Annotated in this window: 21 protein-coding genes and 3 tRNA genes; 7 read left to right on the top strand and 17 right to left on the bottom strand. The window is 71.4% G+C overall.

What is annotated here, in order from left to right; genetic code table 11:
• Positions 1-700: 700 nt before the first annotated feature.
• The 12 genes from pyk to JOD65_RS15450 form a co-directional block, all read right to left on the bottom strand.
• Positions 701-2,146, bottom strand: a complete 1,446-nt coding sequence (gene pyk, locus JOD65_RS15395; RefSeq protein ID WP_191195790.1) for a pyruvate kinase — start codon at positions 2,144-2,146, stop codon at positions 701-703.
• Between the two features lie 113 nt (positions 2,147-2,259).
• The gene (locus JOD65_RS15400) at positions 2,260-3,744 is read right to left on the bottom strand and encodes a glutamate synthase subunit beta (protein ID WP_191195791.1); all 1,485 of its coding nucleotides are present in this window, start codon (positions 3,742-3,744) and stop codon (positions 2,260-2,262) included.
• Positions 3,745-3,806: 62 nt separating this feature from the next.
• Positions 3,807-8,348: a glutamate synthase large subunit gene (gene gltB, locus JOD65_RS15405; RefSeq protein WP_191195792.1), complete on the bottom strand. Its 4,542-nt coding sequence runs from the start codon at positions 8,346-8,348 to the stop codon at positions 3,807-3,809.
• 153 nt (positions 8,349-8,501) lie between these two features.
• Positions 8,502-9,518, bottom strand: a complete 1,017-nt coding sequence (gene lgt / locus JOD65_RS15410) for a prolipoprotein diacylglyceryl transferase (protein ID WP_191195793.1) — start codon at positions 9,516-9,518, stop codon at positions 8,502-8,504.
• Positions 9,519-9,526: 8 nt separating this feature from the next.
• A complete protein-coding gene (locus tag JOD65_RS15415) occupies positions 9,527-10,123 on the bottom strand; it encodes an SCO family protein (protein ID WP_191195794.1) in 597 nt (198 codons plus the stop codon).
• Positions 10,113-10,916: a tryptophan synthase subunit alpha gene (trpA, locus tag JOD65_RS15420; RefSeq protein WP_191195795.1), complete on the bottom strand. Its 804-nt coding sequence runs from the start codon at positions 10,914-10,916 to the stop codon at positions 10,113-10,115. Before trpA ends, JOD65_RS15415 begins: the two co-directional genes overlap by 11 nt.
• Positions 10,913-12,214 (bottom strand): tryptophan synthase subunit beta, encoded by a 1,302-nt coding sequence (gene trpB / locus JOD65_RS15425; RefSeq protein ID WP_372440153.1) that lies wholly within the window; start codon positions 12,212-12,214, stop codon positions 10,913-10,915. Before trpB ends, trpA begins: the two co-directional genes overlap by 4 nt.
• A 2-nt stretch (positions 12,215-12,216) precedes the next feature.
• On the bottom strand, positions 12,217-13,014 hold the full coding sequence (trpC, locus tag JOD65_RS15430; RefSeq protein ID WP_191195796.1) for an indole-3-glycerol phosphate synthase TrpC: 798 nt from the start codon (positions 13,012-13,014) through the stop codon (positions 12,217-12,219).
• Between the two features lie 78 nt (positions 13,015-13,092).
• Positions 13,093-13,293, bottom strand: coding sequence for an HGxxPAAW family protein (locus JOD65_RS15435; RefSeq protein WP_191195797.1), 201 nt, complete (start codon positions 13,291-13,293; stop codon positions 13,093-13,095).
• 42 nt (positions 13,294-13,335) lie between these two features.
• Entirely contained in the window at positions 13,336-13,980 is a 645-nt protein-coding gene (locus JOD65_RS15440; RefSeq protein WP_191195798.1) for a Trp biosynthesis-associated membrane protein, read from the bottom strand.
• Positions 13,973-14,335, bottom strand: a complete 363-nt coding sequence (hisI, locus tag JOD65_RS15445; RefSeq protein ID WP_191195799.1) for a phosphoribosyl-AMP cyclohydrolase — start codon at positions 14,333-14,335, stop codon at positions 13,973-13,975. Before hisI ends, JOD65_RS15440 begins: the two co-directional genes overlap by 8 nt.
• Positions 14,332-15,159, bottom strand: a complete 828-nt coding sequence (locus JOD65_RS15450; RefSeq protein WP_191195800.1) for an aminotransferase class IV — start codon at positions 15,157-15,159, stop codon at positions 14,332-14,334. Before JOD65_RS15450 ends, hisI begins: the two co-directional genes overlap by 4 nt.
• A gap of 138 nt (positions 15,160-15,297) precedes the next feature.
• On the opposite strand from JOD65_RS15450, the gene JOD65_RS15455 reads away from it, so the two are divergent.
• The 3 genes from JOD65_RS15455 to JOD65_RS15465 all read left to right on the top strand — a co-directional run bounded on the left by JOD65_RS15455 (position 15,298) and on the right by JOD65_RS15465 (position 15,572).
• Positions 15,298-15,370 (top strand) — tRNA-Gly (locus tag JOD65_RS15455).
• 35 nt (positions 15,371-15,405) lie between these two features.
• Positions 15,406-15,476, top strand: a tRNA-Cys gene (locus tag JOD65_RS15460).
• A gap of 21 nt (positions 15,477-15,497) precedes the next feature.
• Positions 15,498-15,572, top strand: a tRNA-Val gene (locus JOD65_RS15465).
• Between the two features lie 118 nt (positions 15,573-15,690).
• Here the strand turns inward: JOD65_RS15465 and JOD65_RS15470 are convergent.
• Both JOD65_RS15470 and JOD65_RS15475 read right to left on the bottom strand, forming a co-directional pair.
• The gene (locus JOD65_RS15470) at positions 15,691-16,089 is read right to left on the bottom strand and encodes a hypothetical protein (RefSeq protein WP_191195801.1); all 399 of its coding nucleotides are present in this window, start codon (positions 16,087-16,089) and stop codon (positions 15,691-15,693) included.
• 59 nt (positions 16,090-16,148) lie between these two features.
• Positions 16,149-16,367 (bottom strand): hypothetical protein, encoded by a 219-nt coding sequence (locus JOD65_RS15475; protein ID WP_191195802.1) that lies wholly within the window; start codon positions 16,365-16,367, stop codon positions 16,149-16,151.
• Positions 16,368-16,682: 315 nt separating this feature from the next.
• On the opposite strand from JOD65_RS15475, the gene JOD65_RS15480 reads away from it, so the two are divergent.
• The 3 genes from JOD65_RS15480 to JOD65_RS15490 all read left to right on the top strand — a co-directional run bounded on the left by JOD65_RS15480 (position 16,683) and on the right by JOD65_RS15490 (position 20,828).
• Positions 16,683-17,363 carry a GAP family protein gene (locus JOD65_RS15480; RefSeq protein WP_191195803.1) on the top strand — a complete coding sequence of 227 codons (681 nt, stop codon included), beginning with the start codon at positions 16,683-16,685 and terminating at the stop codon, positions 17,361-17,363.
• Positions 17,364-17,453: 90 nt separating this feature from the next.
• The gene (locus JOD65_RS15485; RefSeq protein WP_191195804.1) at positions 17,454-19,598 is read left to right on the top strand and encodes a phage holin family protein; all 2,145 of its coding nucleotides are present in this window, start codon (positions 17,454-17,456) and stop codon (positions 19,596-19,598) included.
• A gap of 105 nt (positions 19,599-19,703) precedes the next feature.
• Positions 19,704-20,828: an AI-2E family transporter gene (locus tag JOD65_RS15490; RefSeq protein WP_191195805.1), complete on the top strand. Its 1,125-nt coding sequence runs from the start codon at positions 19,704-19,706 to the stop codon at positions 20,826-20,828.
• 11 nt (positions 20,829-20,839) lie between these two features.
• Here JOD65_RS15490 and JOD65_RS15495 read toward each other — a convergent pair whose 3' ends face one another.
• The 3 genes from JOD65_RS15495 to JOD65_RS15505 all read right to left on the bottom strand — a co-directional run bounded on the left by JOD65_RS15495 (position 20,840) and on the right by JOD65_RS15505 (position 25,835).
• Positions 20,840-22,525 carry a CHAP domain-containing protein gene (locus JOD65_RS15495; protein WP_191195806.1) on the bottom strand — a complete coding sequence of 562 codons (1,686 nt, stop codon included), beginning with the start codon at positions 22,523-22,525 and terminating at the stop codon, positions 20,840-20,842.
• Between the two features lie 314 nt (positions 22,526-22,839).
• On the bottom strand, positions 22,840-24,459 hold the full coding sequence (locus JOD65_RS15500) for an arylsulfatase (protein WP_191195807.1): 1,620 nt from the start codon (positions 24,457-24,459) through the stop codon (positions 22,840-22,842).
• Positions 24,456-25,835, bottom strand: coding sequence for an MFS transporter (locus tag JOD65_RS15505; RefSeq protein WP_191195808.1), 1,380 nt, complete (start codon positions 25,833-25,835; stop codon positions 24,456-24,458). Before JOD65_RS15505 ends, JOD65_RS15500 begins: the two co-directional genes overlap by 4 nt.
• 135 nt (positions 25,836-25,970) lie before the next feature.
• On the opposite strand from JOD65_RS15505, the gene JOD65_RS15510 reads away from it, so the two are divergent.
• A complete protein-coding gene (locus tag JOD65_RS15510) occupies positions 25,971-26,762 on the top strand; it encodes an IclR family transcriptional regulator (RefSeq protein WP_191195809.1) in 792 nt (263 codons plus the stop codon).
• The last annotated feature ends 6 nt before the right edge of the window (positions 26,763-26,768 follow it).

The raw sequence follows: 26,768 nt of genomic DNA on the forward strand, positions 1-26,768 counted from the left end.
CAGCCCGACACGGCGTGGCGGTCAAGACGATCCGCAGGTGGCGCAGGCTCTACCAGCGCCGAGGGCTGTCCCGGGGCAAGGCCATCTCGCCCCACCGTGCCCGCGCTGCGACGGAGCGGCTCTCGACGGCGACGCGTACGCCGAGCTCCTCGGCTGGTACCTCGGCGACGGCCACATCTCGAGCGGTCGTCGCGGCGTCCACAACCTGCACGTCTACAACGACGAACGCTACGTCGACCTCAACGCAGGCCTGCTGCGGCTGATGGCCACGGTGAAGCCGGGGGGCAGGCCGCACACCCGACGGAGGCCGGGTGTGGTCATCACGACCGTGTCGTGGAAGCACTGGCCCTGCCTGTTCCCGCAACACGGCCCGGGTCGGAAGCACGAGCGAGCGATCGTCCTCGCCGAGTGGCAGGACGAGATCGTCCGGGCGTCTCCCTCAGCGTTCCTCCGCGGCCTCTTCCACTCCGACGGTGCACGCGTCAACAACTGGCCACGAGGGTCGTCGCGGGCGAGAAGCGACGCTACGACTACCCGCGCTGGCAGTTCAGCAACCGCTCCGACGACATCATGGGGCTCTGCTGCTGGGCCCTCGACCTCGTGGACGTCCCCTGGCGGCGTTCCGGACCGTGGACGGTGTCCGTCTCGACGCGGGACGCAGTCGCGCGACTGGACACGCTGGTCGGCCCGAAGAGCTAGGTCAGCGGCGACGGTAGGCCGGTGCGGCCCCGTCGATGGCGTCGCCCATCCGGTGGATCCGCAGCGCGTTGGTCGAGCCCGGGATGCCGGGCGGGCTGCCGGCGATGATCACGACGAGGTCGCCCTTCGTCACCCGGCCGATGTGGAGCAGCGCCTCGTCGACCTGGCGGACCATCTCGTCGGTGTGCTCCACGTCGGCGCCGAGGAACGTCTCGACGCCCCACGTCAGCGCGAGCTGGGAGCGGGTGCGTGCCGCGGGGGTGAAGGCGAGGACGGGGATGGGACCGCGGTAGCGGGAGAGCCGCTTCGCGGAGTCGCCGCTGACGGTGAAGGCGACGACGTACTTCGCCTCGACGCGCTCGGCGACCTCGGCGGCCGCCTTGGCGATGATGCCGCCGCGGGTGTGCGGCTGCCACTCCACGGCCGCCATGTGGCTGAGCCCGTGCTCCTCGGTGGACTCCACGATGCGGGCCATGGTCTCAACGGCGACGATGGGGTGCTCCCCCACGCTCGTCTCGCCCGACAACATCACCGCGTCGGCACCGTCGAGCACGGCGTTGGCGACGTCGCTGGCCTCGGCGCGCGTCGGCGCCGGCGAGCTGATCATCGACTCGAGCATCTGGGTGGCGACGATGACGGGCTTCGCGTTGCGGCGGGCCTTGTCGATGATGAGCTTCTGGTGGATCGGCACGTCCTCGAGCGGGCACTCCACGCCGAGGTCACCGCGCGCGACCATGATGCCGTCGAAGGCGTCGACGATCTCGTCGATGTTGTCGATCGCCTGGGGCTTCTCGATCTTGGCGATGATCGGCACGAAGATGCTCTCCTCGTCCATGATCGCGCGCACGTCCGCGGCGTCGGTCGCGCTGCGCACGAAGCTGAGTGCGATGAAGTCCACGCCGAGCTTCAGCGCCCAGCGCAGGTCCTCGGTGTCCTTCTCCGACAGCGCCGGGACCGACACGGCGACGCCGGGCAGGTTGATGCCCTTGTTGTTGGAGACCTTGCCGGGCACGACGACCTCGGTGACGACGTCGGTGTCGTCGACAGAGACGACCTTGAGCCGGACCTTGCCGTCGTCGATCAGGAGCGGGTCGCCGGGCTTCACGTCGCCGGGCAGACCCTTGTAGGTCGTGCCGCAGATGTCGACGGTGCCCTCGACGTCGCGGGTGGTGATGGTGAAGGTGGCGCCACGCTTCAGCTTCACCGGGCCGTCGGCGAACCGCTCGAGGCGGATCTTGGGGCCCTGCAGGTCGGCGAAGATGCCGATCGCGTGGCCGGTGTCGTCGGAGGCCTGCCGGACCAGCCGGTAGACGGCCTCGTGGTCGGCGTACGCCCCGTGGCTCATGTTGAGCCTCGCGACGTCCATGCCGGCCTCGACGAGGGATCGGATCCCCTCGGGGGTGTTCACCGCGGGACCGAGGGTGCAGACGATCTTTGCTCTACGCACGTGCTTCACCCTATCGGAGATTGGATCGTTCCAAAGCCCTCGGCTCGCGCCGCGCGGTGAGTGAGACAGGTTTTCGCGAGGAGAAACCTGCCTCACTCACCGCCCGCGACCGTTCAGACGACGAGCGGGCGCTCGTGCGGCTTGATCGGCGCGGGCAGCGTGGTCGAACCGGTGAGGTAGGAGTCGACGGCCGCGGCGGCGCTGCGACCCTCGGCGATCGCCCAGACGATCAGCGACTGCCCGCGACCCACGTCGCCGGCGACGTAGACGCCCGGCACGGAGGCGGCGTACGACGCGTCGCGCCGGACGTTGCCCCGCTCGTCGAGGTCGACCCCCAGCTGGTCGATCAGGCCGGGACCCTCGGGGCGGGTGCGCTCCGGACCGGTGAAGCCCATCGCGAGCAGCACCAGCTGTGCCGGGATGTCGCGCTCGGTGCCCTCGACCGGCTGGAACTTCGCGTCGACCTCGACCAGCCGGAGCGACGCGACGTGGCCGCCGGCGTCGCCGACGAACTCCTGCGTCGACACGGCGTAGACACGGTCGCCGCCCTCCTCGTGGGCCGAGGACACCCGGAAGGTCATCGGGTACGTCGGCCACGGCTGGCCCTCGGGCCGGTCCTCGCCGGGCTGCGGCATGATCTCCAGCTGCGTGATCGACCGGGCGCCCTGGCGGATCGACGTGCCGAGGCAGTCGGCGCCGGTGTCACCGCCGCCGATGATGACGACGTCCTTGTCGGTCGCCACGATCTGCTCCGTGCCGTCGGCGGTCGGGGCCTCCCCGAGCGCGACGCGGTTGGCCTGCGGCAGGAACTCCATCGCCTGGTGGATCCCACCGAGCTCCCGGCCGGGGACGGGCAGGTCGCGCGCGGCGGTCGCACCCATGGCGAGCACCACCGCGTCGTAGCGGTCGAGCAGCTTGTCGCCGGTCAGGTCGCCGCCGACGTCCACCCCGGCGCGGAAGACGGTACCCTCACGACGCATCTGGTCCAGGCGCCGGTCGAGGTGCTTCTTCTCCATCTTGAACTCGGGGATGCCGTAGCGCAGCAGGCCGCCGATCTTGTCGGCCCGCTCGTAGACCGCGACGGTGTGACCGGCGCGGGTGAGCTGCTGGGCGGCAGCGAGTCCGGCCGGCCCGGAGCCGATCACGGCCACGGTCTTGCCCGAGAGCCACTCCGGCGGCTGGGGGCGGACGTAGCCCGAGCCCCAGGCGCGGTCGATGATCGAGACCTCGACGTTCTTGATCGTCACCGGGTCCTGGTTGATGCCCAGCACGCAGGCGGTCTCGCAGGGGGCCGGGCACAGGCGGCCGGTGAACTCCGGGAAGTTGTTGGTCGCGTGGAGCCGGTCCATCGCGCCGTCCCAGTCGTCGCGCCAGACCAGGTCGTTCCACTCCGGGATGATGTTGCCCAGCGGGCACCCCTGGTGGCAGAACGGGATGCCGCAGTCCATGCAGCGGCCCGCCTGGGTGTTGATGATCGGCAGCAGCGCGCGGCCGATGCCGTCGGGATAGACCTCGTCCCAGTCCTGGACGCGCTCGGCGACGTCGCGACGGGAGGCGACCTCGCGGCCGTGCTTCAGGAAGCCCTTCGGGTCAGCCATGCTGGTTCACCTTCTTCGCAGGAGAGTGGGTGGTCGTCGGGTGGGTGCGGGGTGCCGTCCGGTCAGCCATGGAGCACCTCCATGATCCGGGCGGCGGCCTCGTCCTCGCTGAGCCCGTCCTCCAGCGCCTCCTCGCGTGCCTCGAGGACCCGCTTGAAGTCGCTCGGCATCACCTCGGTGAAGCGGGCGAGGGAGGCGTCCCAGTCGTCCAGCAGCGAGGTGGCCACGGCGGAGCCGGTCTCCTCGGCGTGCTGCTCGACCAGGGCCTTGAGCTCGTCGGCGGCCTTGCCGGTCACCGGCGCGAGCTCGACCAGCTCGGGGTTGACCCGCTGCTCGTCGAGGTCGAGCACGAACGCGTAGCCACCCGACATTCCGGCGGCGAAGTTGCGACCCGTGGGACCGAGGACGACGACGATGCCACCGGTCATGTACTCGCAACCGTGGTCACCGACACCCTCGACGACGGCCGTGGCGCCCGAGTTGCGGACGCAGAACCGCTCGCCCACCCGGCCGCTCAGGAAGATCTGGCCGGACGTCGCGCCGTAGCCGATCGTGTTGCCGCCGATGATCTGCTCGGCCGCCTCGAACGTCGCGGACCGGTCGGGCCGGACCACCAGCCGGCCGCCGGAGAGGCCCTTGCCGACGTAGTCGTTGGCGTCACCCTCGAGCCTCAGGGTCACCCCGCGCGGCACGAACGCACCGAACGACTGCCCGGCCGAGCCGGTCAGCGTGATGTCGATCGTGCCGTCGGGCAGCCCGTCACCCCGGTAGCGCTTGGTGACCTCGTGGCCGAGCATCGTCCCGACCGTGCGGTTGACGTTGCGGATCGCGACCTGGGCGCGCACCGGCTCGCCGCTCTCGAGCGCCGGGGCGGCGATGGCGATGAGCTCGTTGTCCAGCGCCTTCGCGAGGCCGTGGTCCTGGGTCCTGGTGTTGCGCAGGTCCTGGTGCTCGAACTGGCCGAACTCGCCGTGGGCCGAGGCCTGGTGGAGGATCGGCGTCAGGTCGAGCCCCGAGGCCTTCCAGTGGTCGACGGCACCGACCACGTCGAGCGCGCCGACCTGGCCGATCGCCTCGTCGAGGCTGCGGAAGCCGAGCTGGGCCAGCAGCTCGCGAACCTCCTGGGCGATGAACTCGAAGAAGTTCACGACGTACTCGGCCTTGCCGTTGTAGCGCTCGCGCAGCACCGGGTTCTGGGTCGCGACGCCGACCGGGCAGGTGTCGAGGTGGCAGACCCGCATCATGATGCAGCCGCTGACCACGAGCGGCGCGGTCGCGAAGCCGTACTCCTCCGCACCCAGCAGGGCGGCGATGATGACGTCGCGGCCGGTCTTGAGCTGGCCGTCGGCCTGCACCACGATCCGGTCGCGCAGGCCGTTGAGCAGCAGCGTCTGCTGGGTCTCGGCCAGGCCGAGCTCCCAGGGACCGCCCGCGTGCTTGAGCGAGGTGAGCGGGGAGGCACCGGTGCCGCCGTCGTGGCCGGACACCAGCACGACGTCGGCGTGCGCCTTGGACACGCCCGCCGCGACGGTGCCGATGCCGACCTCGGAGACGAGCTTGACGTGCACGCGCGCCGACGGGTTGGCGTTCTTGAGGTCGTGGATCAGCTGAGCCAGGTCCTCGATCGAGTAGATGTCGTGGTGCGGCGGCGGGCTGATCAGGCCCACGCCGGGCGTGGAGTACCGGGTCTTGGCCACCCAGGGGTAGACCTTGTGACCGGGCAGCTGGCCGCCCTCGCCGGGCTTGGCGCCCTGCGCCATCTTGATCTGGATGTCGTCGGCGTTGGTGAGGTACTCCGACGTGACGCCGAAGCGGCCCGAGGCGACCTGCTTGATCGACGAGCGGCGCTCGGGGTCGTAGAGCCGGTCGGGGTCCTCGCCGCCCTCACCGGTGTTGGACTTGCCGCCCAGCCGGTTCATCGCGATCGCGAGGGTCTCGTGCGCCTCCTGGCTGATCGAGCCGTAGGACATCGCGCCGGTGGAGAAGCGCCTGACGATCTCCGAGACGGGCTCGACCTCGTCGATGTCGATCGGGTCGCGGACCCCGTCCTTGAACGTGAACATGCCGCGAAGCGTCATCAGGCGCTCCGACTGCTGGTTCACCCGGTCGGTGTACATCTTGAAGATGTCGTAGCTGCCGGACCGGGTCGCGTGCTGGAGCCGGAAGACCGTCTCCGGGTCGAACAGGTGCGGCTCGCCCTCGCGACGCCACTGGTACTCGCCGCCGACGGCGAGCTCGCGGTGCGCGGGCGCGATACCGCCGCGGGGGTACGCCGTCGCGTGACGGCGGGCCACCTCCTCGGCGATCGTGTCGAGCTCGATGCCGCCGAGCTTGGAGGTCGTACCCGTGAAGTAGCGGTCGATGACGGCCTGGGACAGCCCGACCGACTCGAAGATCTTCGCGCCGGTGTAGGACGCGACCGTGGAGACGCCCATCTTGGACATCACCTTGAGCACGCCCTTGCCGAGGGCCTTGATCAGGTTGGCGACCGCCTTCTCGGCGTCGACCTTGACGTAGTAGGCCTCGCGGGCGAGGTCCTCCACCGACTCCATGGCGAGGTAGGGGTTGACCGCCGCCGCGCCGTAGCCGACCAGCAGGGCCACGTGGTGGACCTCGCGGACGTCGCCCGCCTCGACCAGCAGGCCGACCTGGGTGCGGGTCTTCTCCCGGACCAGGTGGTGGTGGACCGCCCCGGTGAGCAGGAGCGACGGGATCGGGGCGAGCTCCCCGGTGGAGTGCCGGTCGGAGAGCACGATGATGCGCGCACCGTCGGCGATGGCCGCCGACACCTCGGCGCACAGCTCGTCGAGGCGGGCCTCGAGCGCCGCTCCCCCGCCCTCGACGGCGTACAGGCCACGCACGACGTGCACCTGGAAGCCCGGCTTGTCGCCGTTGCGGTTGATGTGGCGGATCTTGGCCAGGTCGTCGTTGGAGAACACCGGAAACGGCAGCACGATCTGGCGGCACGAGGCCGGGGTCGGCTCGAGCAGGTTGGCCTCGGGGCCGATGGACCCGCTGAGCGAGGTCACGAGCTCCTCGCGGATCGCGTCGAGGGGCGGGTTGGTGACCTGGGCGAACAGCTGAGAGAAGTAGTCGAACAGCATCCGCGGCTTCTCGCTCAGCGCGGCGATCGGCGTGTCGGTGCCCATCGAGCCGAGCGCCTCTCCCCCGGTGTTGGCCATGGGGCTCAGCAGGACGCGCAGCTCCTCCTCGGTGTAGCCGAAGATCTGCTGGCGGCGGGTGACCGAGGCGTGCGTGTGCACGATGTGCTCGAGGTCGTCGATGTCGTCGAGGTGGATCAGCCCGGCGTGCAGCCACTCGTCGTAGGGCTGCTCCGCGGCGAGCTGGCTCTTGATCTCCTCGTCCTCGATGATCCGGTGCTCCTCGGTGTCGACGAGGAACATCCGGCCCGGCTGCAGGCGGCCCTTGCGGACCACCGTCGCGGGGTCGAGGTCGAGCACGCCGACCTCGGAGGCGAGCACGACGAGGCCGTCGTCGGTGACCCAGTAGCGCGAGGGGCGCAGGCCGTTGCGGTCCAGGACGGCGCCGATCTGGGTGCCGTCGGTGAACACCACGCACGCCGGTCCGTCCCACGGCTCCATCAGCATCGAGTGGAACTCGTAGAACGCGCGTCGCTTGGCGTCCATCTCGCGGTGGTTCTCCCAGGCCTCCGGGATCATCATCAGGACCGCGTGCGGCAGCGAGCGGCCGGCGAGGTGCAGCAGCTCGAGGACCTCGTCGAACGAGGCGGAGTCCGAGGCGCCGGGCGTGCAGATCGGGAAGATCCGCTCGAGGTCGCCGGGGATCAGGTCGCTCTCGAGGAGCGCCTCGCGGGCGCGCATCCAGTTGCGGTTGCCCATCACGGTGTTGATCTCGCCGTTGTGGGCGATGAACCGGAACGGGTGGGCCAGCGGCCAGCTCGGGAAGGTGTTCGTGGAGAAGCGCGAATGCACGACCGCCATCGCGGAGGCGACCCGCTCGTCGGTCAGGTCGGGGAAGACCTGGTCGAGCTGGTCGGTGGTCAGCATGCCCTTGTAGGCGAGGGTGCGCGAGGAGAGCGAGGGGAAGTAGACCTCGGTCTCGGACTCGGCGCGCTTGCGCAGGCAGAAGGCGCGCCGCTCCAGCGCCATCCCGCTCACCCGGGCGCCACGGCCCGCGACGAAGACCTGCGCGAAGCTCGGCATCACGCTGCGCGCGGTGGCGCCGAGCGTGCTGTCGTCGACCGGCAGCTCCCGCCAACCGAGGACCGTGAGGCCCTCCTCGTCGGCGATCTCCTCGATGCGCTGGCGGGTCTTGGCCACCGCCTCGGCGTCGCCGGGCAGGAACGCGGTGCCGACGGCGTACGCCCTCGCGGGAGGCAGGCCGAAGTCGACCACCGCGCGGAGGAAGGCGTCGGGCACCTGCATCAGGATCCCGGCGCCGTCGCCGGAGTTCACCTCGGCGCCGGCGGCACCTCGGTGGTCGAGGTTGCGCAGGGCGGTGAGCGCCTTGGCCACGATGTCGTGGCTGGCCTCACCGGTCAGTGTCGCCACCATGGCGACTCCGCAGGCGTCCTTCTCGTGGCGAGGGTCGTAGAGACCCTGGCTCGGCGGGAATGCGTGCATGGAGGCATTCTCCCGTCGTCGTCTCCGCGCGCCGCAGACCTGGATCTCGCTGGGTCCACGACAGGCGAGGGGGGTGGAAGTTACCGCTGGGGACGACGTTGGCCCGAGCAAGACGGAACCTATCACCGGCGGGCGCCGCCGGCGCCCCGCGTGTCAGGCCGTGGGACCGGCGGGACGTCCGTCCTGGGTGGGCTCGACGCGGTCGGGACCGTCCGTGGGCCCCGCCTCGTCGGCCCCATCGGTCTCACCGGCCTCGTCCGAGGCCTCGACGCCCTCGACCTCGGGGTCGGCCTCGCGCTCGGGCTCCCGGGTGCGGACGACCTCCTCGCGGCCGGGGTGGCGCACGGCCGACCAGATGAACCAGGCCGCCGCGAGGACGAACAGCACGATGGAGGTCCACACGTTGAGCCGCAGCCCCATGACGTCGTCCATCTGCACGTCGTCGATGCGGAGGTTCTCGATCCAGCCGCGGCCGAGCGTGTAGAGCATGACGTAGAGCGCGGCGACCCGGCCGTGGCCGAGACGGAAGCGCCGGTCGAGCCAGATGATGAGGGCGAACGCCGCCAGGTTCCACAGGCACTCGTAGAGGAACGCCGGGTGGAACGTCGCCTGGTCGAGGTACTGCGACGGCCGGTGGGCGACGTCGATCTCGAGCCCCCACGGCAGGTCGGTGGGCCGGCCGTAGAGCTCCTGGTTGAACCAGTTGCCCCAGCGCCCGACCGCCTGCGCCACGAGCACGCCGGGAGCCAGGGCGTCGATCAGCGGCAGCATCTTGATGCCCTTGGTCCGCGCGCCGAGCCACAACCCGAAGGCGCCGAGGGCGATCGCCCCCCACACCCCGAGGCCGCCGCGCCACACGTAGAGCGCGGTGATCGGGTTGCGGTCCTCCCCGAAGTAGAGCTGCCAGTCGGTCATCACGTGGTAGAGCCGGCCGCCGATCAGGCCGAAGGGCACCGCCCAGATCGCCAGGTCGCTGACCTCCCCCGCGATGCCGCCGCGCGCGACCCAGCGCCGCTCACCGATCCAGATCGCGAGCACGATGCCGAGGATGATGCTCAGCGCGTAGCCGCGGATCGGGACGGGCCCGAGGTTCCACACGCCGTCGGCGGGGCTCGGGATGGACATGAGGGTCACGAGGGGCGATCCGATGAGGGACGGCACGGTCAGCATGGGGAGCATCATCCTTGGTCGAGCAACATCGTGACGTCGCGGGCCAGCTGGGCCTGCGAGACGTCGTGGTCCCACATGATCGGCGCCTCGTCGTCCGCGTCGATGGCGTAGACGCGGGTGCCGTGGGTGACGTCGTAGCCGCCGCTGGGCAGCTTGTCCCCCTTCTCGACCCCGACGGCCAGGCTCTGGCCGACCTCGACGATGTCGTCGAGGTCGCCGGTGAGGCCGACGATGCTCGGGTCGAACGCGCTGACGTAGTCCTGCGTCACCGCCTCGTCGTCGCGCGCCGGGTCGGTGGTCACGAAGACGACGTCGACGCTCTCCTTCTGCTCCTCGTCGAACCGGGTGAGGGTGCCGGCGAGCGTCGCCATCACCTGGCCGCAGATGTCGGGGCAGTTGGTGTAGCCGAAGAAGACGAGCGTGAGGTCCTTGTCGGTGTCGTCGGCCAGGCTGAAGCCCGCACCGTCGGTGTCCACCAGCGGCGTCGACGACACCTCGAACGGCGGGTCGAGGACGGTCCCGGTCAGCTCGCTCGACTCCGCTCCCCCGCCGCAGGCCGCCAGCAGCGCCAGCAGCGGGACCGCGGCGAGTGCCCTAGAGCGCACGTCGTACGCCCTCCGCGAGGTCGGCGGTCAGGGCGCGCAGGGCCTCGAGGCCGGCCGCCTCGTCGCCCTCGTGGTCGAGCAGGCAGCGGACGAAGGCCGAGCCCACGATCACGCCGTCGGCGTAGCCGGCCACCTCGGTGGCCTGGTCGCCGTTGCTGACCCCGATGCCCACGGCCACCGGGACGTCACCCGCGGCGCGGACCCGTCGCACCAGGGGGCCGGCGAGGTCGGACGTGGCGTCGCGCGCGCCGGTGACGCCCATGACGGCGGCGGCGTAGACGAAGCCGCGGCTCTCGTGGGCCGTCATCGCGATGCGCTCGTCGGTCGAGCTGGGCGCGACGAGGAAGACCTTGTCGAGGTCGTGCTCGTCGGCGGCGGCGATCCACTCCGCGCCGTAGTCAGGGGTGATGTCGGGCGTGATCAGGCCGGCGCCGCCGGCCCGGGCCAGGTCGGCGGCGAACCGCTGGACCCCGTAGCGCTCGACCGGGTTCCAGTAGGTCATGACCAGGGTGGGCACGCCCGTCGCGGCGACCTCCTCGACCACGCGCATCACGTCGGCGGTGCGGACCCCGCCGTCGAGCGCGGCCTGGGCGGCGGCCTGGATCGTGGGCCCGTCCATCACGGGGTCGCTGTAGGGCAGTCCGATCTCGATCGCGTCGCAGCCGGCCTCGACCATCGTCCGCATCGCCCGGATCGATCCCTCGACGCTCGGGTAGCCGGCGGGGAGGTAGCCGATCAGGGCGGCACGGTCGTCGGACCGCGCCTTCTCGAAGGCGGTCGTCGTCGAGGTCACTGCACGGCCTCCTCGGACGCCTGCTCGAGGTCGGCGTCCGGCCCCAGGTCGGCATCACCGAGGCCGAACCACTCGATGGCCGTGCCCATGTCCTTGTCGCCGCGGCCGCTGAGGTTGATGATCACCGTCGCGTCGGGGCCCTTCTCCTCGCCGAGCCGCTTGGCGACGTCGAGCGCACCGGCGACCGCGTGGGCGGACTCGATGGCCGGGATGATCCCCTCGGTGCGGCTGAGCAGCGCCATCGCGTCCATCGCCTGGGCGTCCGTGACGGGCGTGTACGTCGCCCGCCCGGCCGCGGCCAGCCACGAGTGCTGCGGACCGACGCCCGGGTAGTCGAGGCCGGCGGAGATCGAGTGGGACTCGATCGTCTGGCCGTCGTCGTCCTGGAGCACGTAGGTGCGGGCACCGTGCAGCACGCCCGCTTCGCCAGCGTGGATGGTCGCCGCGTGACGGCCCGTCTCGACGCCGTCTCCCCCGGGCTCGAAGCCGTGGATCTCCACGCCCTCGTCCTCCAGGAACGCGGTGAACAGGCCGATGGCGTTGGAGCCGCCGCCGACGCACGCCGCGATGGCGTCCGGGAGGACGCCGTACTGCTCGAGGCACTGGGCGCGCGCCTCGTCGCCGATGCCGCGGCAGAAGTCGCGCACCATGCTCGGGAACGGGTGCGGCCCGGCGGCGGTGCCGAAGAGGTAGGCGGTGTGGTCGACGCTGGCGACCCAGTCGCGCAGCGCCTCGTTGATCGCGTCCTTCAGCGTCGCGCTGCCGGACTCGACCGGGACGACCTTGGCGCCGAGGAGCTGCATGCGAGCGACGTTGAGCGCCTGGCGCCGCGTGTCGACGGCCCCCATGTAGACGGTGCAGTCGAGGTCGAACCACGCGGCCGCGGTGGCGCTGGCGACGCCGTGCTGGCCGGCGCCGGTCTCGGCGATCACCCGGGTCTTGCCCATCCGCTTGGTCAGCAGCGCCTGGCCGAGGACGTTGCGGATCTTGTGGGCCCCGGTGTGGTTGAGGTCCTCGCGCTTGAGCAGCACGCGCGCACCGACGAGGTCCGAGAGCCGCTCGGCGTGGTAGAGCCGGCTCGGCGTGCCGGCGTAGTCGCGCAGCACCCGCTCGAAGGTGGCGACGAACGACTCGTCGGCCATCGCCTCGCGCCAGGCGTCGGTCAGCTCGTCCAGCGCGGCGACGAGGGCCTCGGGCATGAAGCGCCCGCCCCACGTCTCGCCGAAGTAGCCGCGCTCGTCGGCGTCGTACCTGCCGGTCCCGCTCGTCGTCACGCTCGTCTGGATGTTCGACTGCACGCTCACGGCGCCGTCACTCCTGTCATTGCTCGTACGGCGGCCTCGGGGTCGCCGTCCTTGACCAGTGCCTCGCCGACCAGCACCACGCCTGCTCCCTCGGAGACGAAGCGCTGGACGTCGGCCACGCCGGTGATGCCGCTCTCGGCGACGAGGACCGCGTGGCCCCGCACCTGGGGGGCGAGGCGCCCGAACACGTCGGGGTCCACCTCGAGGGTCTTGAGGTTGCGGCTGTTGACGCCGATCAGCTCGGCCTCGAGCGCCAGCGCACGCTCGGCCTCCCCCTCGTCGTGCACCTCGACCAGCACGGTGAGCCCGAGCGCGGTCGCCTCGTCGTGGAGGCGGCGGAGGGTGTCGTCGTCGAGCGCGGCGACGATGAGCAGCGCGAGGTCGGCGCCGGCGGCGCGGGCCTCCACGAGCTGGTAGCTCTCGACGATGAAGTCCTTGCGCAGGATCGGCGTCTCCACGGCGGCGCGCACGGCGCGCAGGTCGTCGAGGCTTCCGCCGAAGCGGCGCTCCTCGGTCAGCACGGAGATCGCCGCGGCGCCACCGCGGGCGTAGGCCTGCGCGAGGGACGCCGGGTCCGGGATGTCGGCGAGGGCGCCCTTGCTCGGGCTGCGCCGCTTGACCTCCGAGATCACGCTCGACCCGGCCGCGCGGAAGTGCGGCATCGGGTCGCGCGGGGGCGGGGCGTCGGCGAGGCGGGCTCGCAGCTCACCCAGCGGGAGCGAGGCCTCGCGGCGGGCGAGGTCCTCGCGTGCTCCCGCGACGATGTCGTCGAGGACGGAACCGGTCGCTGCCATGCCCTCAGCCTCTCACCCGGGCCCACTGCGTCCGGGGCCGGTGCCCAGTGGACGGACGTGCCCAGTGGCGGGTGCGGGTCAGTGCTCGGAGGAGTTGAAGCCGAGCCTGGACAGCACGAGGAACAGCGGGAACGCGACGACGGCGATGATGATGCCGATCCAGAGCAGGGTCATCTGGGTCGGGACCTGCAGCAGCGCGACGCTGCCCACGACGAAGCCGAGCATCGCGATCGCCACAGCGGTCCAAGCAGCGGGGGTGTTGCCGTGGCCAGCAGCCATCGTTGGTGCTCCTTCGTCAGTCGAGCGGGGTGCGCGACGAGTCTAGGCGGTCGGGTCCCTGCCCTCGTCGAGGGCCTTCCAGATGTCGATGTTGTCGGTCGGGGGGTCGGCGGGAGCCCCGGCCGGGTCGGTGCTGTCGCCGCCACGGGCACCGGTCGGCGCGTCGTACTTGGAGCCCATCTCCGGCCACGTGCGGACCAGGCGCAGGGCCAGGACCGTCGAGGCGAGCACGAGCAGCGCCACGACGGCCGCGAGCCAGTACCACCCGGTCAGCGACGTGTCGTCGAGCGTGAGCCCGGTCCGGCGACGTACCTGCGCGACGAGGTGGTCGGGGAGGCTGAACGGCGCCCAGACGACGGTCGCGGCGTAGCCGAGGGCGGCCACCACGGCCAGCGCGGCCACGGCCCGGCGGAACCTTCCGCGGGTGACCAGCAGGACGCCCCAGCAGGCGAGGACGACGAAGGCCAGGGCCGTGGCGAGCGGCGAGGTGGCCACCTCGCCCCAGGTCATGCCCCAGTCCGCGGAACCCGTGCCGGGCGCCGACTCGGGTCCGGTGCCGTCGACCCAGGGCTTGCTGCCGGCCCACGCCCCCAGCGCGCCGGAGACCAGACCCAGCGCGACGACGGGGCCGAAGGTGCGCCGCGTCGACGCGGGCCGCGCGTCGTGCTGGGTCCCGGCGTCAGCCATCGACCCGGTACAGCACGTCGGCGTCGAAGCAGGTGTGGTCGCCGGTGTGGCAGGCGGGACCCACCTGGTCCACGACGAAGAGGAGCGTGTCGCCGTCGCAGTCGAGGCGGACCTCCTTGACCCACTGCACGTGGCCGGAGGTGTCGCCCTTGACCCAGTACTCGCGGCGCGAGCGCGACCAGTACGTCGCCCGCCCGGTGTCGATGGTGCGGGCGAGTGCCTCGTCGTCGACCCAGGCCAGCATCAGGACCTCGCCCGACCCGTGCTGCTGGACGACGACGGGGACGAGGCCCTCGGCCGTGTGCCGCAGGCGAGCGGAGATCGCCGGGTCGAGGGCGGAGCTCGGAGTGTTCACGGCTCCATGGTCTCAGCCTCGCGGGCGGCCCACGTCGCAGCACAGCGCTGCGTGACCGGGCCGGGTGCAGGCAGGTCGCGGTCGTCCCAGCGCGCGATGGCCTGGACGTCGCGCGTGGTGGAGACGAGGAACGCCTCGCTCGCACGTGCCCGGACCTCCGCCAGCGGCTCGTCGACCTCCATGGCACCGCACCACTCGAGGACCAGCTCGCGGCTGATGCCGGCCAGGCAGCCCGACGTCAGGCTCGGCGTGCGCAGCTCGCCGTCGACGACGTAGAACACGTTGGACCCCGTGCCCTCGCAGAGGTCGCCGGCCGTGTTGGCGAGGATCGCCTCGGTCCCGCCGTGCCGGCGGGCGTGCGCCAGCGCGATCACGTTCTCGGCGTACGACGTGGTCTTCAGCCCCGCCGTGGCGCCGTTCTCGTTGCGGGTCCACGGGACGGTCACGACCGTCGTCTCGGGGGCCGCGTGGTCGATGGCGCTGTAGGCCACCACCAGCGTCGCCGGTCCCCCACCGCGTCCGGACCCCATCGGGTGCGGCCCGGCGGTCCAGGTGATCCGCAGCCGACCCATCGGGTCCTCCTGCGCGCCGTCGAGCACGGCCGCGACGCCACGTCGTACGTCGTCGAGGTCGGGCGCCGGCAGCCCCAGGCCGGAGGCGCTCCGCTCGAGCCGGGCCAGGTGCCGGGTCAGCGCGAAGGGCACGCCGTCCAGGGTCTTCACCGCCTCGAAGACACCGTCGCCGACGGTGAAACCGTGGTCGGTGACCGCGATCGCCCCCTGGGTCGGGTCGGCCAGCAGGTCACCGTCGATCCACGCGCGCATGGCGTCACTCTAGGGGTCCCGAGGTGTCTCCTGAGACGGGTGTGACACTCGGACGAGGGGGGCGATTTTGGTGCCTCGTCGGGCATGTACTACTGTTCCACTCGCACTCAGGGCCGGTGAAACGGCACAGGGATGCAGGCGGACATAGCTCAGTTGGTAGAGCGCAACCTTGCCAAGGTTGAGGTCGCGAGTTCGAGTCTCGTTGTCCGCTCGGAAGGTCTCCCCCGTACATTCCGGAACCTCCACGGTGGGTTGGCCGAGAGGCGAGGCAACGGACTGCAAATCCGTCTACACGGGTTCAAATCCCGTACCCACCTCGCAGTCACAACTCAAGACCTGGGCGATTGGCGCAGCGGTAGCGCGCTTCCTTGACACGGAAGAGGTCACTGGTTCAAACCCAGTATCGCCCACCAGCACGATGCAGCGCAGGGGCCGGTTTCCACCAGGAGACCGGCCCCTGTGTCGTGCGTGCACCATGTCGCGCCTGCCCGGCGACTCACGGCAGCACCTCGAGCCTGTCGGTCGACACCCCTAGGTGGCGGCGGTCTCGGTCCCCGCGTGATCCTCATCCGCGCCGGCTGCGTCACGAGCCTCGCCCAGATCGGCGAGAAGGGAGTCGGCCACGACGAGGCCGCCTCCGAGCACGGCGGCAGCGATCGGCACCGGCAGCCTGGTCCTCCGCAGAGCGGTCATGGCCGCCAGCATCACGGCCGACCAGGACGCGACCGAGGTCGCGAAGGGCACGGTGGTGCTCTTCCACGGCTCGTCGGTGCCAGGGACGACGGTGAACTTCTGCAGGCCGGGTCTGTCCAGGAACCAGCCGCAGGCGAAACCTACGAGGAGGATGGGCGACCGCTTGGAGGAGTCACCTGCGAGGCAGGCCAGCGCCACGCCGGCTCCGCGGACCACAGCTCCCGGCCGCACCTTCATCCGCCGCACCTCCATCCTGATGGTCTCGCCCTGTTCCCCGTGGCACAACAGTCGGCCGCTCACAGGCGGCGCCGCGCGGGTGGGGCAGGCCAGGGGTTCTGGTCCGTCGCAGCCTCCACGGCCCAGGCGATGCCTCGCCGCGCGGCCACGATCACCAGCACGGCCGCGCCCAGGGTCGCCAGCACGACCACCTCGTCCTGCGAACGCCCGGTGCCGTCACTGACGACGCCGATGATCCGCCTGACACCGCTCCGGCGGGAACGGCCGATGCCTGTCATGGTCCGCCTCTCCATCGCGCACACGCTGCACGGAGCCCACGCCCCGGTGGACGGTGGCCTCGCCGACGACGATGCGCTCCCGATCGCTGCCCAGCCCTCACCCTCCGAGGGTGAGCTTGACCGCCACACCGTGACGGTCGAGCACGAGACCCGATCGAGCCGGTCACCCTCCTCGGGTGATGGCGCCGCGCGCGGCTGTCACTAGCGTCTCGCCATCGCAGTGGACGAAGCCACGCCCGGTCGGCGTGGGGCCGGAGGTCGCGACGTGGCGAACCCATGTGCCCACCGCCTCGACCTCGCGGGACGGAGCTGCGGATGATCTACGCCGCCGCTCAGGTCGTCTTCTACGCGCTGGCTGCCGCGGCCAGCTTCCTCGTGCTGACCGCGACCCTCATCGTCGTTCGCAGCGCGCGCCCGCGCACCAACGGGATCGCGTTCCTGAGCGGCTTCGTGTTCGGCACCGTCGTCGCCAGCGCGATCGGCCTCGCCGTCGGCCAGGCCGTGGTCACCCGGTTCGACTCGCACGAGACGTTCAAGGCCGTGGCCACGGTGGGCCTCGGTCTGGCACTGCTGGCCGTCGGCGTCCGGACCAGACTCACGGGTCCGGCGAGACCGGAGGAGCGGAGCAGTCGCGCGGCGGCGATCCTCGACGGGCTCAGCAACGTCGGTCCCGCGGCGTCCTCCTCCATGGCCGGACTCCTCGGCTTCGGAGGGCCGAAGCGGCTCCTGCTCACGTTCATCGCCATGTCCTCGGTCACCGACGCGGGGCTGCGCAACGTCGTCGACGCGACCCTGGTGGTCGTGTACATCGCCGTGTCGACCATGTCGGTCTCGGTTCCGATCGGGATCGTGCTCGTCGCCGGCGATCGCGCCGCGGCGATCCTCGCCCGCGGTCAGTCGTGGGTGAGCGGGCACGCCGCGGGACTTCGGGAGTGGATCTCCTTCCTGGTCGGCGGGGCTCTTCTCGTGGACGGGTTGTTGCGGCTCGTGCTCTGAGGCGGGAGCTGCTGTTCATCCACCTCGGGTGAGGCGCCGCGGCGCGCGGTCCGCTGGTATCGGAGCCGGGCGCGGGCAGGAGGAGATGCCATGGCGAGTCACGAGACCGGGTCGGGGCGCGCGCAGGTGGCGGGCGAGCTGACCCGCGAGAGCTTCCGGCGGCCGTGGGCTGCCCAGCTCGGCGCCTACGTGATGACCGTGCTGCTCATGGTGCCCGCAGTCTGGATCTGCGACTGGGCGCTGCCGGGCTTCCACGCGGGACCGCCGGGCGGACCGCTCCTCTTCGCCGCGGTCCTGGCGCTCGTGGGGCTCGTCCTGCAGCCGGTCCTCGTGGGTGCGGCGGTCCGGCTCGGCTGGCTGGGGGTGCTCCTGCTCGCCTTCCTGGGGCAGGCCCTCGTCGTGATGATCGCGGCCCGACTGCTGCCCATGGTCACCCTCGACGACTACTGGTCGGCCCTGGTCGTCGCCATCGTCATCGGCCTGGTCGGGACCATCCTGGGCTGGATCGGGAGCGCGGGTACCTCGCAGGTGCTGGTGGGGCGACTCGTGTCGACCCATCGTCGTCGTCGGGTCGAGATCGAGGACCCCGAGGTGGACGGCGTGCTCTTCGTCCAGATGGACGGGGTCCCGTTCCCGGTGCTCCAGATGGCCGTCTCGGCGGGCACGGTGCCGACGCTGACCCGGTGGATCCGGTCCGGCAGCCACACCATGGCGGAGTGGACTCCCAAGCTGCCCGCGACGACCCCGGCGAGCCAGATGGGCATCCTGCACGGAGTCATCGACGGGATACCTGCCTTCCGCTGGTACGACCGGGCGAGGGACAAGGTGATGGTGGCGAACAAGCCCGCCGACGCCGCGGTCATCGAGACCGACCTGTCCACCGGTCGCGGGCTGCTGGCCGACGACGGTGTGAGCATCAGCAACCTGTTCACCGGCGACGCACCTGCAGCGGTGCTGACGATGAGTCGACGTGCGCGGGGCGGGGAGCTCGCCCAGCGGGCGGTCGCCAACTTCGTGGTGAATCCGTCCGGCTTGACCAGGGCGCTGTCCCGCTCGGTGTCCGAGCTGACCCGGGACCGGTTCCAGGCCAAGCGGGCGATCCGGCGCGACGTACAACCACGGTGTGAGCGCACCTGGGAGACTGCGCTGCTGAGGGCGGTCACCAACGGCGCGCTGCGCGACCTCAACACCATCCTGGTGGCTCAGCACATGCTGCGCGGCACCCGGTCGATCTACGTGGACTACGTCGACTACGACGAGATCGCCCACCACGCCGGCATGCTGCGCCCCGAGAGCCTGGAGGCGCTCGAGGCGGTCGACGCCGTGCTGCACCAGCTGGAGCTCGTGGCGGCGGCGGCACCCCGGCGCTACCGGTTCGTGATCCTCTCCGACCACGGCCAGTCCCAGGGTGCCGTCTTCGCCGACCGCTACGGCGAGGACCTGGCGGCGCTGGTGGCGCGCCTGGCGGACAGCGAGGTGGCCGCGTCCGACGACAGCGTCGAGGGCTGGGGCCGGACGCAGGCGCTCGTCGACGAGCTGGCCTCCGCGGGCAACGTGAGTGGACGCGGGATGACCAGCGCCTCGCGTGCGATGGACAAGCGCAGCCGCAACCGGCCCGAGCAGGTGAGCCCCGGTGACACCTCCACCCGGTCCGCCGATCGGGGTGCCACCGGGGCTGAGACCTTCCACGTCTTCGGTTCCGGCAACCTGGGACTCATCTACGCGCGGGGCGAGAAGGAACGCCTGGACCGCACCGAGCTCCACCGGCGCTTCCCCGGACTGGTCGAGGGCCTGGCGCTGCACCCCGGCGTGGGGTTCGTGGTCGTGATGGACCGGGACGGGCCGATCGCGCTGGGCAACCGCGGGTCGCACCGGCTCGACGACGGTCACGTCGAGGGCGAGGACCCTCTCGCGCCGTTCGGGGTCCACGCCCCGGAGTTCGTCACTCGCGTCGCCCACCGCCCCGAGGCCCCCGACATCTACGTCAACAGCCTCGTCGACCCGGGCACCGAGGAGGTCGCTGCCTTCGAGGGCCTGGTGGGTTGCCACGGCGGGCTGGGCGGATGGCAGGACCGGGCCATGGTGGTGGTGCCTACCGACCTGCCGTTCCCGACCGACCGCATCATCGGCGCTGACGCCATGCACATGGCGCTGTGCGGGATCCTGCGCCACTGCGGACACCGCGAGGGCATCGCGTACGACGGCGCACCACCCGCACGCCTCACCGAGCCCTGACCGGCTGCCGGCACCCGGCTGCTCCGGCCGGGATGACGCCTCGTCGGACCTGCGTCACCCCTCGTGGGTGACCCCGGTCGGAGCACTCGTTCCTATCGTGACCACATGCCGTTGGTTCCCGCGGACAGCTCTCGCACCGCCGACGATGTCCGCGGTGCCTCCGCCGGCGCGCTGCCGCGCTCGATCGTCGTCCTGCTCGGCATCGCCGGCGTCGTCGCGACGGGCGTCGGCATCAAGGCGGCTTCCGGGATCGTCGCGCCGGCGGTGCTGGCCCTCGTGCTCACGATCGCGGTCCTGCCAGTCGGCCGGTGGGCGCGCAGCCACCGCTGGCCGGGCTGGCTGGCGACGCTGGCCGCCCTCGTCGCGGCCTACCTGATCCTGCTGGTCATGGTCGTGGGCCTCGTCGTCTGCCTGATCAAGTTCGCGGACCTGCTCCCCGCGTACGCCGCGGAGACCAAGGACCTCACCAAGGACGTCGAGGACGGCCTCGCGCAGGTCGGCCTGAGCACGAGCGCCACGAGCGATGCCTTGTCGAAGGTCGACCTGTCTAAGCTCGCGGGGCTGGTGGGCGACCTGATCTCGGGCGTCCTCGGAGCGCTCGGCAACCTGTTCTTCCTGGTCACGCTGATGTTCTTCTTCGTGGTCGCGGTTCCCGGCTTCGCGCCGCGCGTCGCGGCCCTCCGAGGCACCAAGCCCGGACTGACCGCCGCGCTGGGGAAGTTCGTGCGAGGTTCGCAGACCTACCTGCTCATGACCGCCCTGTTCGGCGCCATCGTCGGCGTGCTCGATGCCGGAGCGTTGTGGCTCCTGGGCGTCCCGCTGCCGCTGGTGTGGGGTTTCTTCTCGTTCCTCACGAACTTCATCCCCAACATCGGCTTCGTCATCGGCGTCATCCCGCCGGCTTTCCTGGCCCTGCTCGACGGCGGCTGGGAGGCCATGCTGTGGGTGATCGTGGCCTACTCCCTCCTCAACGTCACGATCCAGACGTTCATCCAGCCGCGCATCGTCGGGAACTCGGTCGGCCTCAGCGCCGAGATCACCTTCATCTCGCTCGTCGTCTGGACGTTCCTGCTCGGCGCGCTCGGCGCGCTCCTCGCCGTGCCCATGACACTGCTCCTCCGAGCGATCTTCATCGACGCCGACGATCGTGCGTCCTGGGTTGCCCCGCTGATCGATGCACAGGTCGAGGACGAGAAACCCGTCGTCGTCGACGAGGAACCTGGCGGCTGACGCTCAGGGCGTCACGACTGGTTGCGCTTCGGCACCGTCACGGTGGAGCGCGAGACCGCCGCCTGCACGAGGTCGGTCCCCGCATAGCGCACGACCACGGGCTTCGTGCCCGGCCGGACGTCACGTACGACGAGGCGCGCCCGGCCGTCGACGACCTGGCCCTCGACCGTCCGTCCACCGACGCTGAGGGTGATCGCCCCGGCGGGCTTCGGCGCACCCAGGGCCTTGACGCGGATGTCGACGGCGACGCGTGCCCGCTTGACCTCGGTGCGGACCCGCACCTCGGGGACGGTCGTGACGGGCGACGCCACGGCGAGGGTCTCGGTCGTGGCGCGGAAGTTGCGCCGGTTCCACGTGACCTCGACGGACAGGCCGCGGCCCATGTCGCCCCGACGGACCGTGTAGGTGGGGTGCGTGGCCTTGGCGACGCGTCGACCGTCGCGCAACCACTGGTAGGTGGCTGTCGCGCCGCTCTGTCGGACCTGGCCGGTCCTCACGACCAGGCGGTCCCCCACCTGCGCGGCGCCCTTGATCCGGGACGGGCGGACGAGCGTGACCGGCTTGGCGAGGACGGGCTCGGTCTCCGGCGCGGTCGACCTCGACTTCTTGTAGCCCTTCGCGCTCGCGATCACGCGGGCGCTGATCTTCTTGCCGATCTGGTCGCGGCTGAGGGTCAGCGTCGACCCGGTCGCGCCGGACAGGGGGGCCCCGTCGGCGTACCACTGGGTCTTGGCCTTCGTGGGTTGCGGCGCCCACGCCGTCGGGGTGAGCGTGAGGGTCGTGCCGACCTCAGGGGCACCCTGGATCGCCGGCAGCTGGGCCTTCTGGAAGGTTCCGGGGGCGACCGGGGCGGTGGCGAGCGCCGCCGCACCCGGGGTGTAGCCGCTCAGCTGGGCGGTCACCTCGGCGGTCAGGGCCTTGCCCTTGACGTCGGGCGTCGGCACGTAGCTGGCACCGGTGGCCCCAGGGATCTCGGCGCCGTCGGCGAGCCAGCGATAGGTGATGCTGGTGGGTGCCGGGGTCCAGGCTCCGGCGGCCACCTCCAACGGCGCGCCGACCATGGGCGACCCGGCGATGGTGGGGGGCGACGTGGGCTGGACCACGCGGTCGTTGAAGTGGATGAACCCGCTCGGCCAGCCGCCGCCCGTCTTGGTGATGCGGCGCCAGTAGAAGTCGCCGCCCCAGTAGTCTTCGGACACGATGATCTCGGTGTCGGAGATGACCTGCTCGACGTAGGCGACGTGGCCGGCCGAACCGGCCGGCGTCACGTTCGGCTTGTACCAGGCGACGGACCCCACCGTGGGGGTCTGGTCGGTGATGGCTGCCATCGCCACGCCCCAGTTCGAGGCGTTGCCATTGCCCTGCCACGGCCGGACGTCCGGCATGCCTGACTGGATGAGCCGGTACGCGACGTAGTTGGTGCAGTTGTGCCCGGCGTACATGCGCCAGTACATCGTCGAGGAGACCTGCCGGTAGCCGGCGTTCCCGTAGCCGGCAGCCTCGCAGCCCTGGTATCCGGTGCACAGGTAGGTCGAGGACGCGAGGCTCATCCGACCCGCGGTGGTCGGCATGACGAGCACCAGGAGGACGAGCACCCCGGTGAGCAGCTTCGCCGTGCCGACGGCACGTCGTACGGCACCTCGACGGGGTGCCGATCGGCGCTGTGACGCATGGGGTTCGTGTGACTGTTGGTGCACGAGAAGCGATCGTATGGGGGAAAAGTCAAGCCCGCCACGCCGATGAGCGAACATCAATCATGTAATTCTCGGCGCCCGCGTGGCTCACGCCCCGGCTCGCCGCGGCACGCGCTCGTTTCCACCGCCCCAGGGGTGGGCCGATGTATCAAGGCGGCCTTGACGCGCACCTCCCGGGCAGACCGAGTGCGTGGGGCCTCGGTCGAGGCCCTGCCGGCTCGTGCTGTGACGCGACGCCGGCAGGGCCGCTCCCGGGCGAGCAGGAGCGGGCGACCACACCCCCGTGGCGGTCGCCCGCTGCCCTCACCCCTCCGGAGTCATTCCTCCGGGAGACCGTGGCCGCGCGCGGCGTAGAGCTCGAGCACCTTCTCGCGCGGGATGACACCGCAGCGGTCCGCCCAGGACTGCCACGCGTCGGCGAGGGTCGCCACGAGGTCCGGGTGCGCCGACGCCAGGTCGTCCAGCTCGGTGCGGTCGGCCTCGATGTCGTAGAGCTCCCACGGGCCGCGGTGCTTCCGGACCAGCTTCCAGCGGCCACGGCGTACGGCGCAGTTGCCCTCGTGCTCCCAGAAGAGGTCGCGCTCGCCGCCGTCCGGCTCCCCGCGGAGCGCGGACAGCAGGCTCACGCCCTCCGCAGCCGGCACGTCGTGACCGCTGCGCTGCGTCGGATAGCCGGCGCGGGCCGCGTCGGCGATGGTGGGCAGCACGTCGACGAGCTGGCTGGGGACCCGGCACAGCGACCCGTCGGTCGGCAGCCCCGCCGGCCAGTGGGCGATGAACGGCGTGGAGATCCCGCCCTCGTGCACCCAGTGCTTGTACTCACGGAACGGCGTGTTGGAGAGATTGGCCCACGACCGGCCGTAGGACATGTACGTCGACTCGGGCCCGGGGCGGAGCGACGGGTCGTTGCCCGGCACCACCGGGTCGCCCTCGCGCGTCGTCTCCTGCAGCGGCACGAAGGCGGTCACGAACTCGCGCGCGCCCTCCCCCGGCGGCATCTCCTCGGCGCACCCGCCGTTGTCGGAGAGGAACACCACGAGCGTGTTGTCGAGCCGGCCGGTGGCCTCGAGCTGGTCGAGGACCCGCCCGATCCCCTGGTCCATCCGGTCGACCTGCGCGGCGTACGTCGCCATGCGGGAGGCCTCCCACTCGCGGTCGACGACCTCCTCCCACGCCGGGACACGCTCGTCGCGCGGCGTGAGCGGCCAGGTCGCGTCGACGATCCCCTCCTTGACGAGCCGCTCGAGCCGCTCCTCGCGCAGCTGGTCCCAGCCCGCGTCGAAGCGCCCGGCATAGGACGCGATGTCCTCCTCGTGGGCGTGCAGCGGCCAGTGCGGCGCGGTGTAGGACAGGAAGAGGAAGAACGGGTCGTCGCCCCGCTCCTCCTCGTGGTCGGCGAGGAACTGCACCGCGGTGTCGGAGATCGCGTCCGTGTAGAACCAGCCGGCCTCCTCCGCCTCGTGCTCGATGTTGGTCTCCTGCCGCACGAGGGTGCGCGGGCGGTAGAACGAGCCGGCCCCCTCGAGCGTCCCGAAGAACCGGTCGAAGCCGCGCCGGGTGGGCCACGCCGGGTTGGGGTTGTCCATGTCGACGGCGAGGTGCCACTTGCCCGAGAGGTAGGTGGCGTAGCCGGCGTCACGGCACACCTCGGCCACGGTGGCGCACTCCTCGCTGAGGTTGCCCGGGTAGCCGTCGGGGGCGTCGTCGAAGTTGAGGATCCCGATCCCCACCTGGTGCGGGTGCAGCCCGGTCATCAGCGACGCACGCGACGGGCTGCAGCGGGCGGTGTTGTAGAACTGCGTCATCCGGACCCCGCCCGCGGCCAGGCGGTCCAGTGACGGCGTGCGGATCTCGCCACCGTAGGAGGCGATGTCGGAGAAGCCCATGTCGTCGGCCAGGACCAGCAGCACGTCGGGGCGCGCGTCGGGTGCGGTCATCGCGGGGACCCCGCACCGGTGAGCTCCGGGGCGCGGGTGGCGTCGTACGCGCTCGCGTCGCGCAGGTCGCGGCGGTGGGTCTCCGGCAGGAAGAACACCGAGACGAGCGAGATCGCGGCCATCGCCATCACGTAGACCGCCACCGGCCACACCGAGCCGCTCCACGCGCTCACCAACGAGGTCCCGATGAGGGGTGCGACGGCGCCGGTCGGGATGACGCCGATCTGGTAGACCGCGCTCATGCCGGAGTAGCGCACGCGGGTGGGGAACACCTCGGCGAACATCGCACCCTCGGGGCCGAACATGATGCAGGCGGCCAGACCCCACCCGACGACGACGCCGAGGGTGATCAGCACGGCGTTCTCGGTGTTGACCAGCGCGAAGATCGGCACGGCGCTGACCAGGGCGAGCCCGGCGCCGGTCGCGAAGACCGGCCGCCGGCCGAAACGGTCCGAGAGGCGGCCGGCGACCAGGATCGCGACGAAGCCGACGACGGAGGCGACCAGCAGGGCGTCGAGCACCACCGACGCGGCGAGGCCGAGCACGGTGACGGTGTAGGTGACGAGGAAGGCGTTGTAGATGTTGAACGTGACGCTCTCGCTCACCCGGGCGCCCATCGCCAGCAGGGTGACCTTGGGGTACTTGCGGAACACCTCGACGAGCGGGAGCGCGGCCGTGGCGTCGGCCTCCTCGATCTCCTTGAACGCCGGCGGCTCGTCGATCTTGAGCCGGATCACCAGGCCGACCGCGACCAGGACGATCGAGACGAGGAACGGCACGCGCCAGCCCCACGACTGGAACGCCTCCTCGGGCAGCTGGGTCACCGCGGTCACCGCGAGGGTGGAGGTCAGCAGGCCGATCGGCACGCCGAGCTGGGGCCACGACGAGAACCAGCCGCGGCGGTTGTCGGGCGCGTGCTCCACGCACAGGAGGACAGCGCCGCCCCACTCGCCGCCAAGGCCGATGCCCTGCAGCATCCGCAGGACGAGCAGCAGCATGGGCGCCCAGACGCCGATGCTCGCGTAGGTGGGCAGCAGGCCCATCGCGAAGGTCGACAGGCCCATGATCAGCATGGTCAGCACGAGCATCTTCTTGCGCCCGACGCGGTCGCCGAAGTGGCCGAAGATGAAGCCGCCGAGCGGCCGCGTGACGAAGCCGGCGGCGAAGGTCGCGAAGGCGATCATGGTGCCGACCAGCGGGTCGAAGGTCGGGAAGAACTGGCTGTTGAAGACCAGCGCCGCCATCGTCCCGTAGAGGAAGAAGTCGTACCACTCGACCACCGAGCCCAGCAGGCTCGCGCCCGCCACGCGTCGGATCTCGGCCTCGTCCCGGACGGAGTCCGGTCCGGCGGGTGCCGTGGTGCCCGGCTGTGACATGTCATCTCCTTGCGTCATGTCCCGTTGACTGGGACAGTGCTCCCTGTAGTGGGACACCGCGACAGTGTTCGGGTGTCTGACGGCACGTGTCAAGGAGTGCCTGCCTTCCCCTGCCACTGACCGAGGAGTGCCTGCGTGGACCTGTCACCCGTCCCGGCGAGTCGCGTGGAGGAGCGCGGGACGCTGCGTCGCGCGGTCGCCGTCCTCGACCTCCTCGCCGCCGACACCGCCCCGCCGAGCGTGCGTGCCATCGCCGAGCGGACCGGGCTGTCCAAGTCGGCCGTCCAGCGGATCCTCGCCGAGCTCGAGGCCGTGGACCTCGCGGTGCGCGACCCGGCGACCAGGCGGTACCGCCTCGGTCCGCGCACCCTCGCGCTCGGATCGGCGTACCAGCGCGGGCTCAGTCTCCACGCCGCAGCGATCGGGCCCATGACCGACCTCGCCGCCGAGGTGGGCGAGACCGTGGGCCTGTCCGTGGGGCGCGGCGACCGGCTGATCCACGTCGAGCAGGTGGAGCCCGAGCGCCGGCTCAGCGCGCGGTTCCACGTCGGGCGCCCGCTGCCGCTGTGGTTCGGCGCGCCCGCCCGCCTGCTGCTCGCCGCGCGCCCCGCCGAGGAGATCCTGCGCCTCCTCGACGACCGCGAGCTCACCGACATCGACCCGGTGAACCCGCCCGCGGCGGACGAGCTGCGCCGCCAGGTCGAGGAGGTACGTCGTACGGGCCACGCGCGCGCGTTCGAGGAGACCATCGAGGGGGTGCACACCATGTCCGTGGTCGTGCGCGGGGCCGACGGCGCGTTGGCCGCGGTGCTGTCCATCACCGCTCCCTCGGAGCGGCTGCCCGCCAGCCGGATGGACGAGCTGCTCCCCCAGCTCCAGGACGCGGCGGCCCGGATCTCCGGGCGCCTCGGCCACCGCCCGTCCTGACCGGGG

The sequence above is a fragment of the Nocardioides cavernae genome (assembly GCF_016907475.1).
GTDB lineage: Bacteria > Actinomycetota > Actinomycetes > Propionibacteriales > Nocardioidaceae > Nocardioides > Nocardioides cavernae.

Excerpts from the sequence above, each read along its gene's own strand:
- JOD65_RS15475 (WP_191195802.1), bottom strand. The coding sequence starts at position 16,367 with ATGACAGGCATCGGCCGTTCCCGCCGGAGCGGTGTCAGGCGGATCATC.
- JOD65_RS15490 (WP_191195805.1), top strand. The coding sequence starts at position 19,704 with ATGCCGTTGGTTCCCGCGGACAGCTCTCGCACCGCCGACGATGTCCGC.
- JOD65_RS15480 (WP_191195803.1), top strand. The coding sequence starts at position 16,683 with ATGATCTACGCCGCCGCTCAGGTCGTCTTCTACGCGCTGGCTGCCGCG.
- JOD65_RS15470 (WP_191195801.1), bottom strand. The coding sequence starts at position 16,089 with ATGAAGGTGCGGCCGGGAGCTGTGGTCCGCGGAGCCGGCGTGGCGCTG.
- JOD65_RS15505 (WP_191195808.1), bottom strand. The coding sequence starts at position 25,835 with ATGTCACAGCCGGGCACCACGGCACCCGCCGGACCGGACTCCGTCCGG.
- JOD65_RS15500 (WP_191195807.1), bottom strand. The coding sequence starts at position 24,459 with ATGACCGCACCCGACGCGCGCCCCGACGTGCTGCTGGTCCTGGCCGAC.
- JOD65_RS15435 (WP_191195797.1), bottom strand. The coding sequence starts at position 13,293 with ATGGCTGCTGGCCACGGCAACACCCCCGCTGCTTGGACCGCTGTGGCG.
- gltB (WP_191195792.1), bottom strand. The coding sequence starts at position 8,348 with ATGCACGCATTCCCGCCGAGCCAGGGTCTCTACGACCCTCGCCACGAG.
- JOD65_RS15485 (WP_191195804.1), top strand. The coding sequence starts at position 17,454 with ATGGCGAGTCACGAGACCGGGTCGGGGCGCGCGCAGGTGGCGGGCGAG.
- lgt (WP_191195793.1), bottom strand. The coding sequence starts at position 9,518 with ATGCTGACCGTGCCGTCCCTCATCGGATCGCCCCTCGTGACCCTCATG.
- JOD65_RS15400 (WP_191195791.1), bottom strand. The coding sequence starts at position 3,744 with ATGGCTGACCCGAAGGGCTTCCTGAAGCACGGCCGCGAGGTCGCCTCC.
- JOD65_RS15450 (WP_191195800.1), bottom strand. The coding sequence starts at position 15,159 with ATGCGCGCGTGGATCGACGGTGACCTGCTGGCCGACCCGACCCAGGGG.
- trpC (WP_191195796.1), bottom strand. The coding sequence starts at position 13,014 with ATGGCAGCGACCGGTTCCGTCCTCGACGACATCGTCGCGGGAGCACGC.
- JOD65_RS15440 (WP_191195798.1), bottom strand. The coding sequence starts at position 13,980 with ATGGCTGACGCCGGGACCCAGCACGACGCGCGGCCCGCGTCGACGCGG.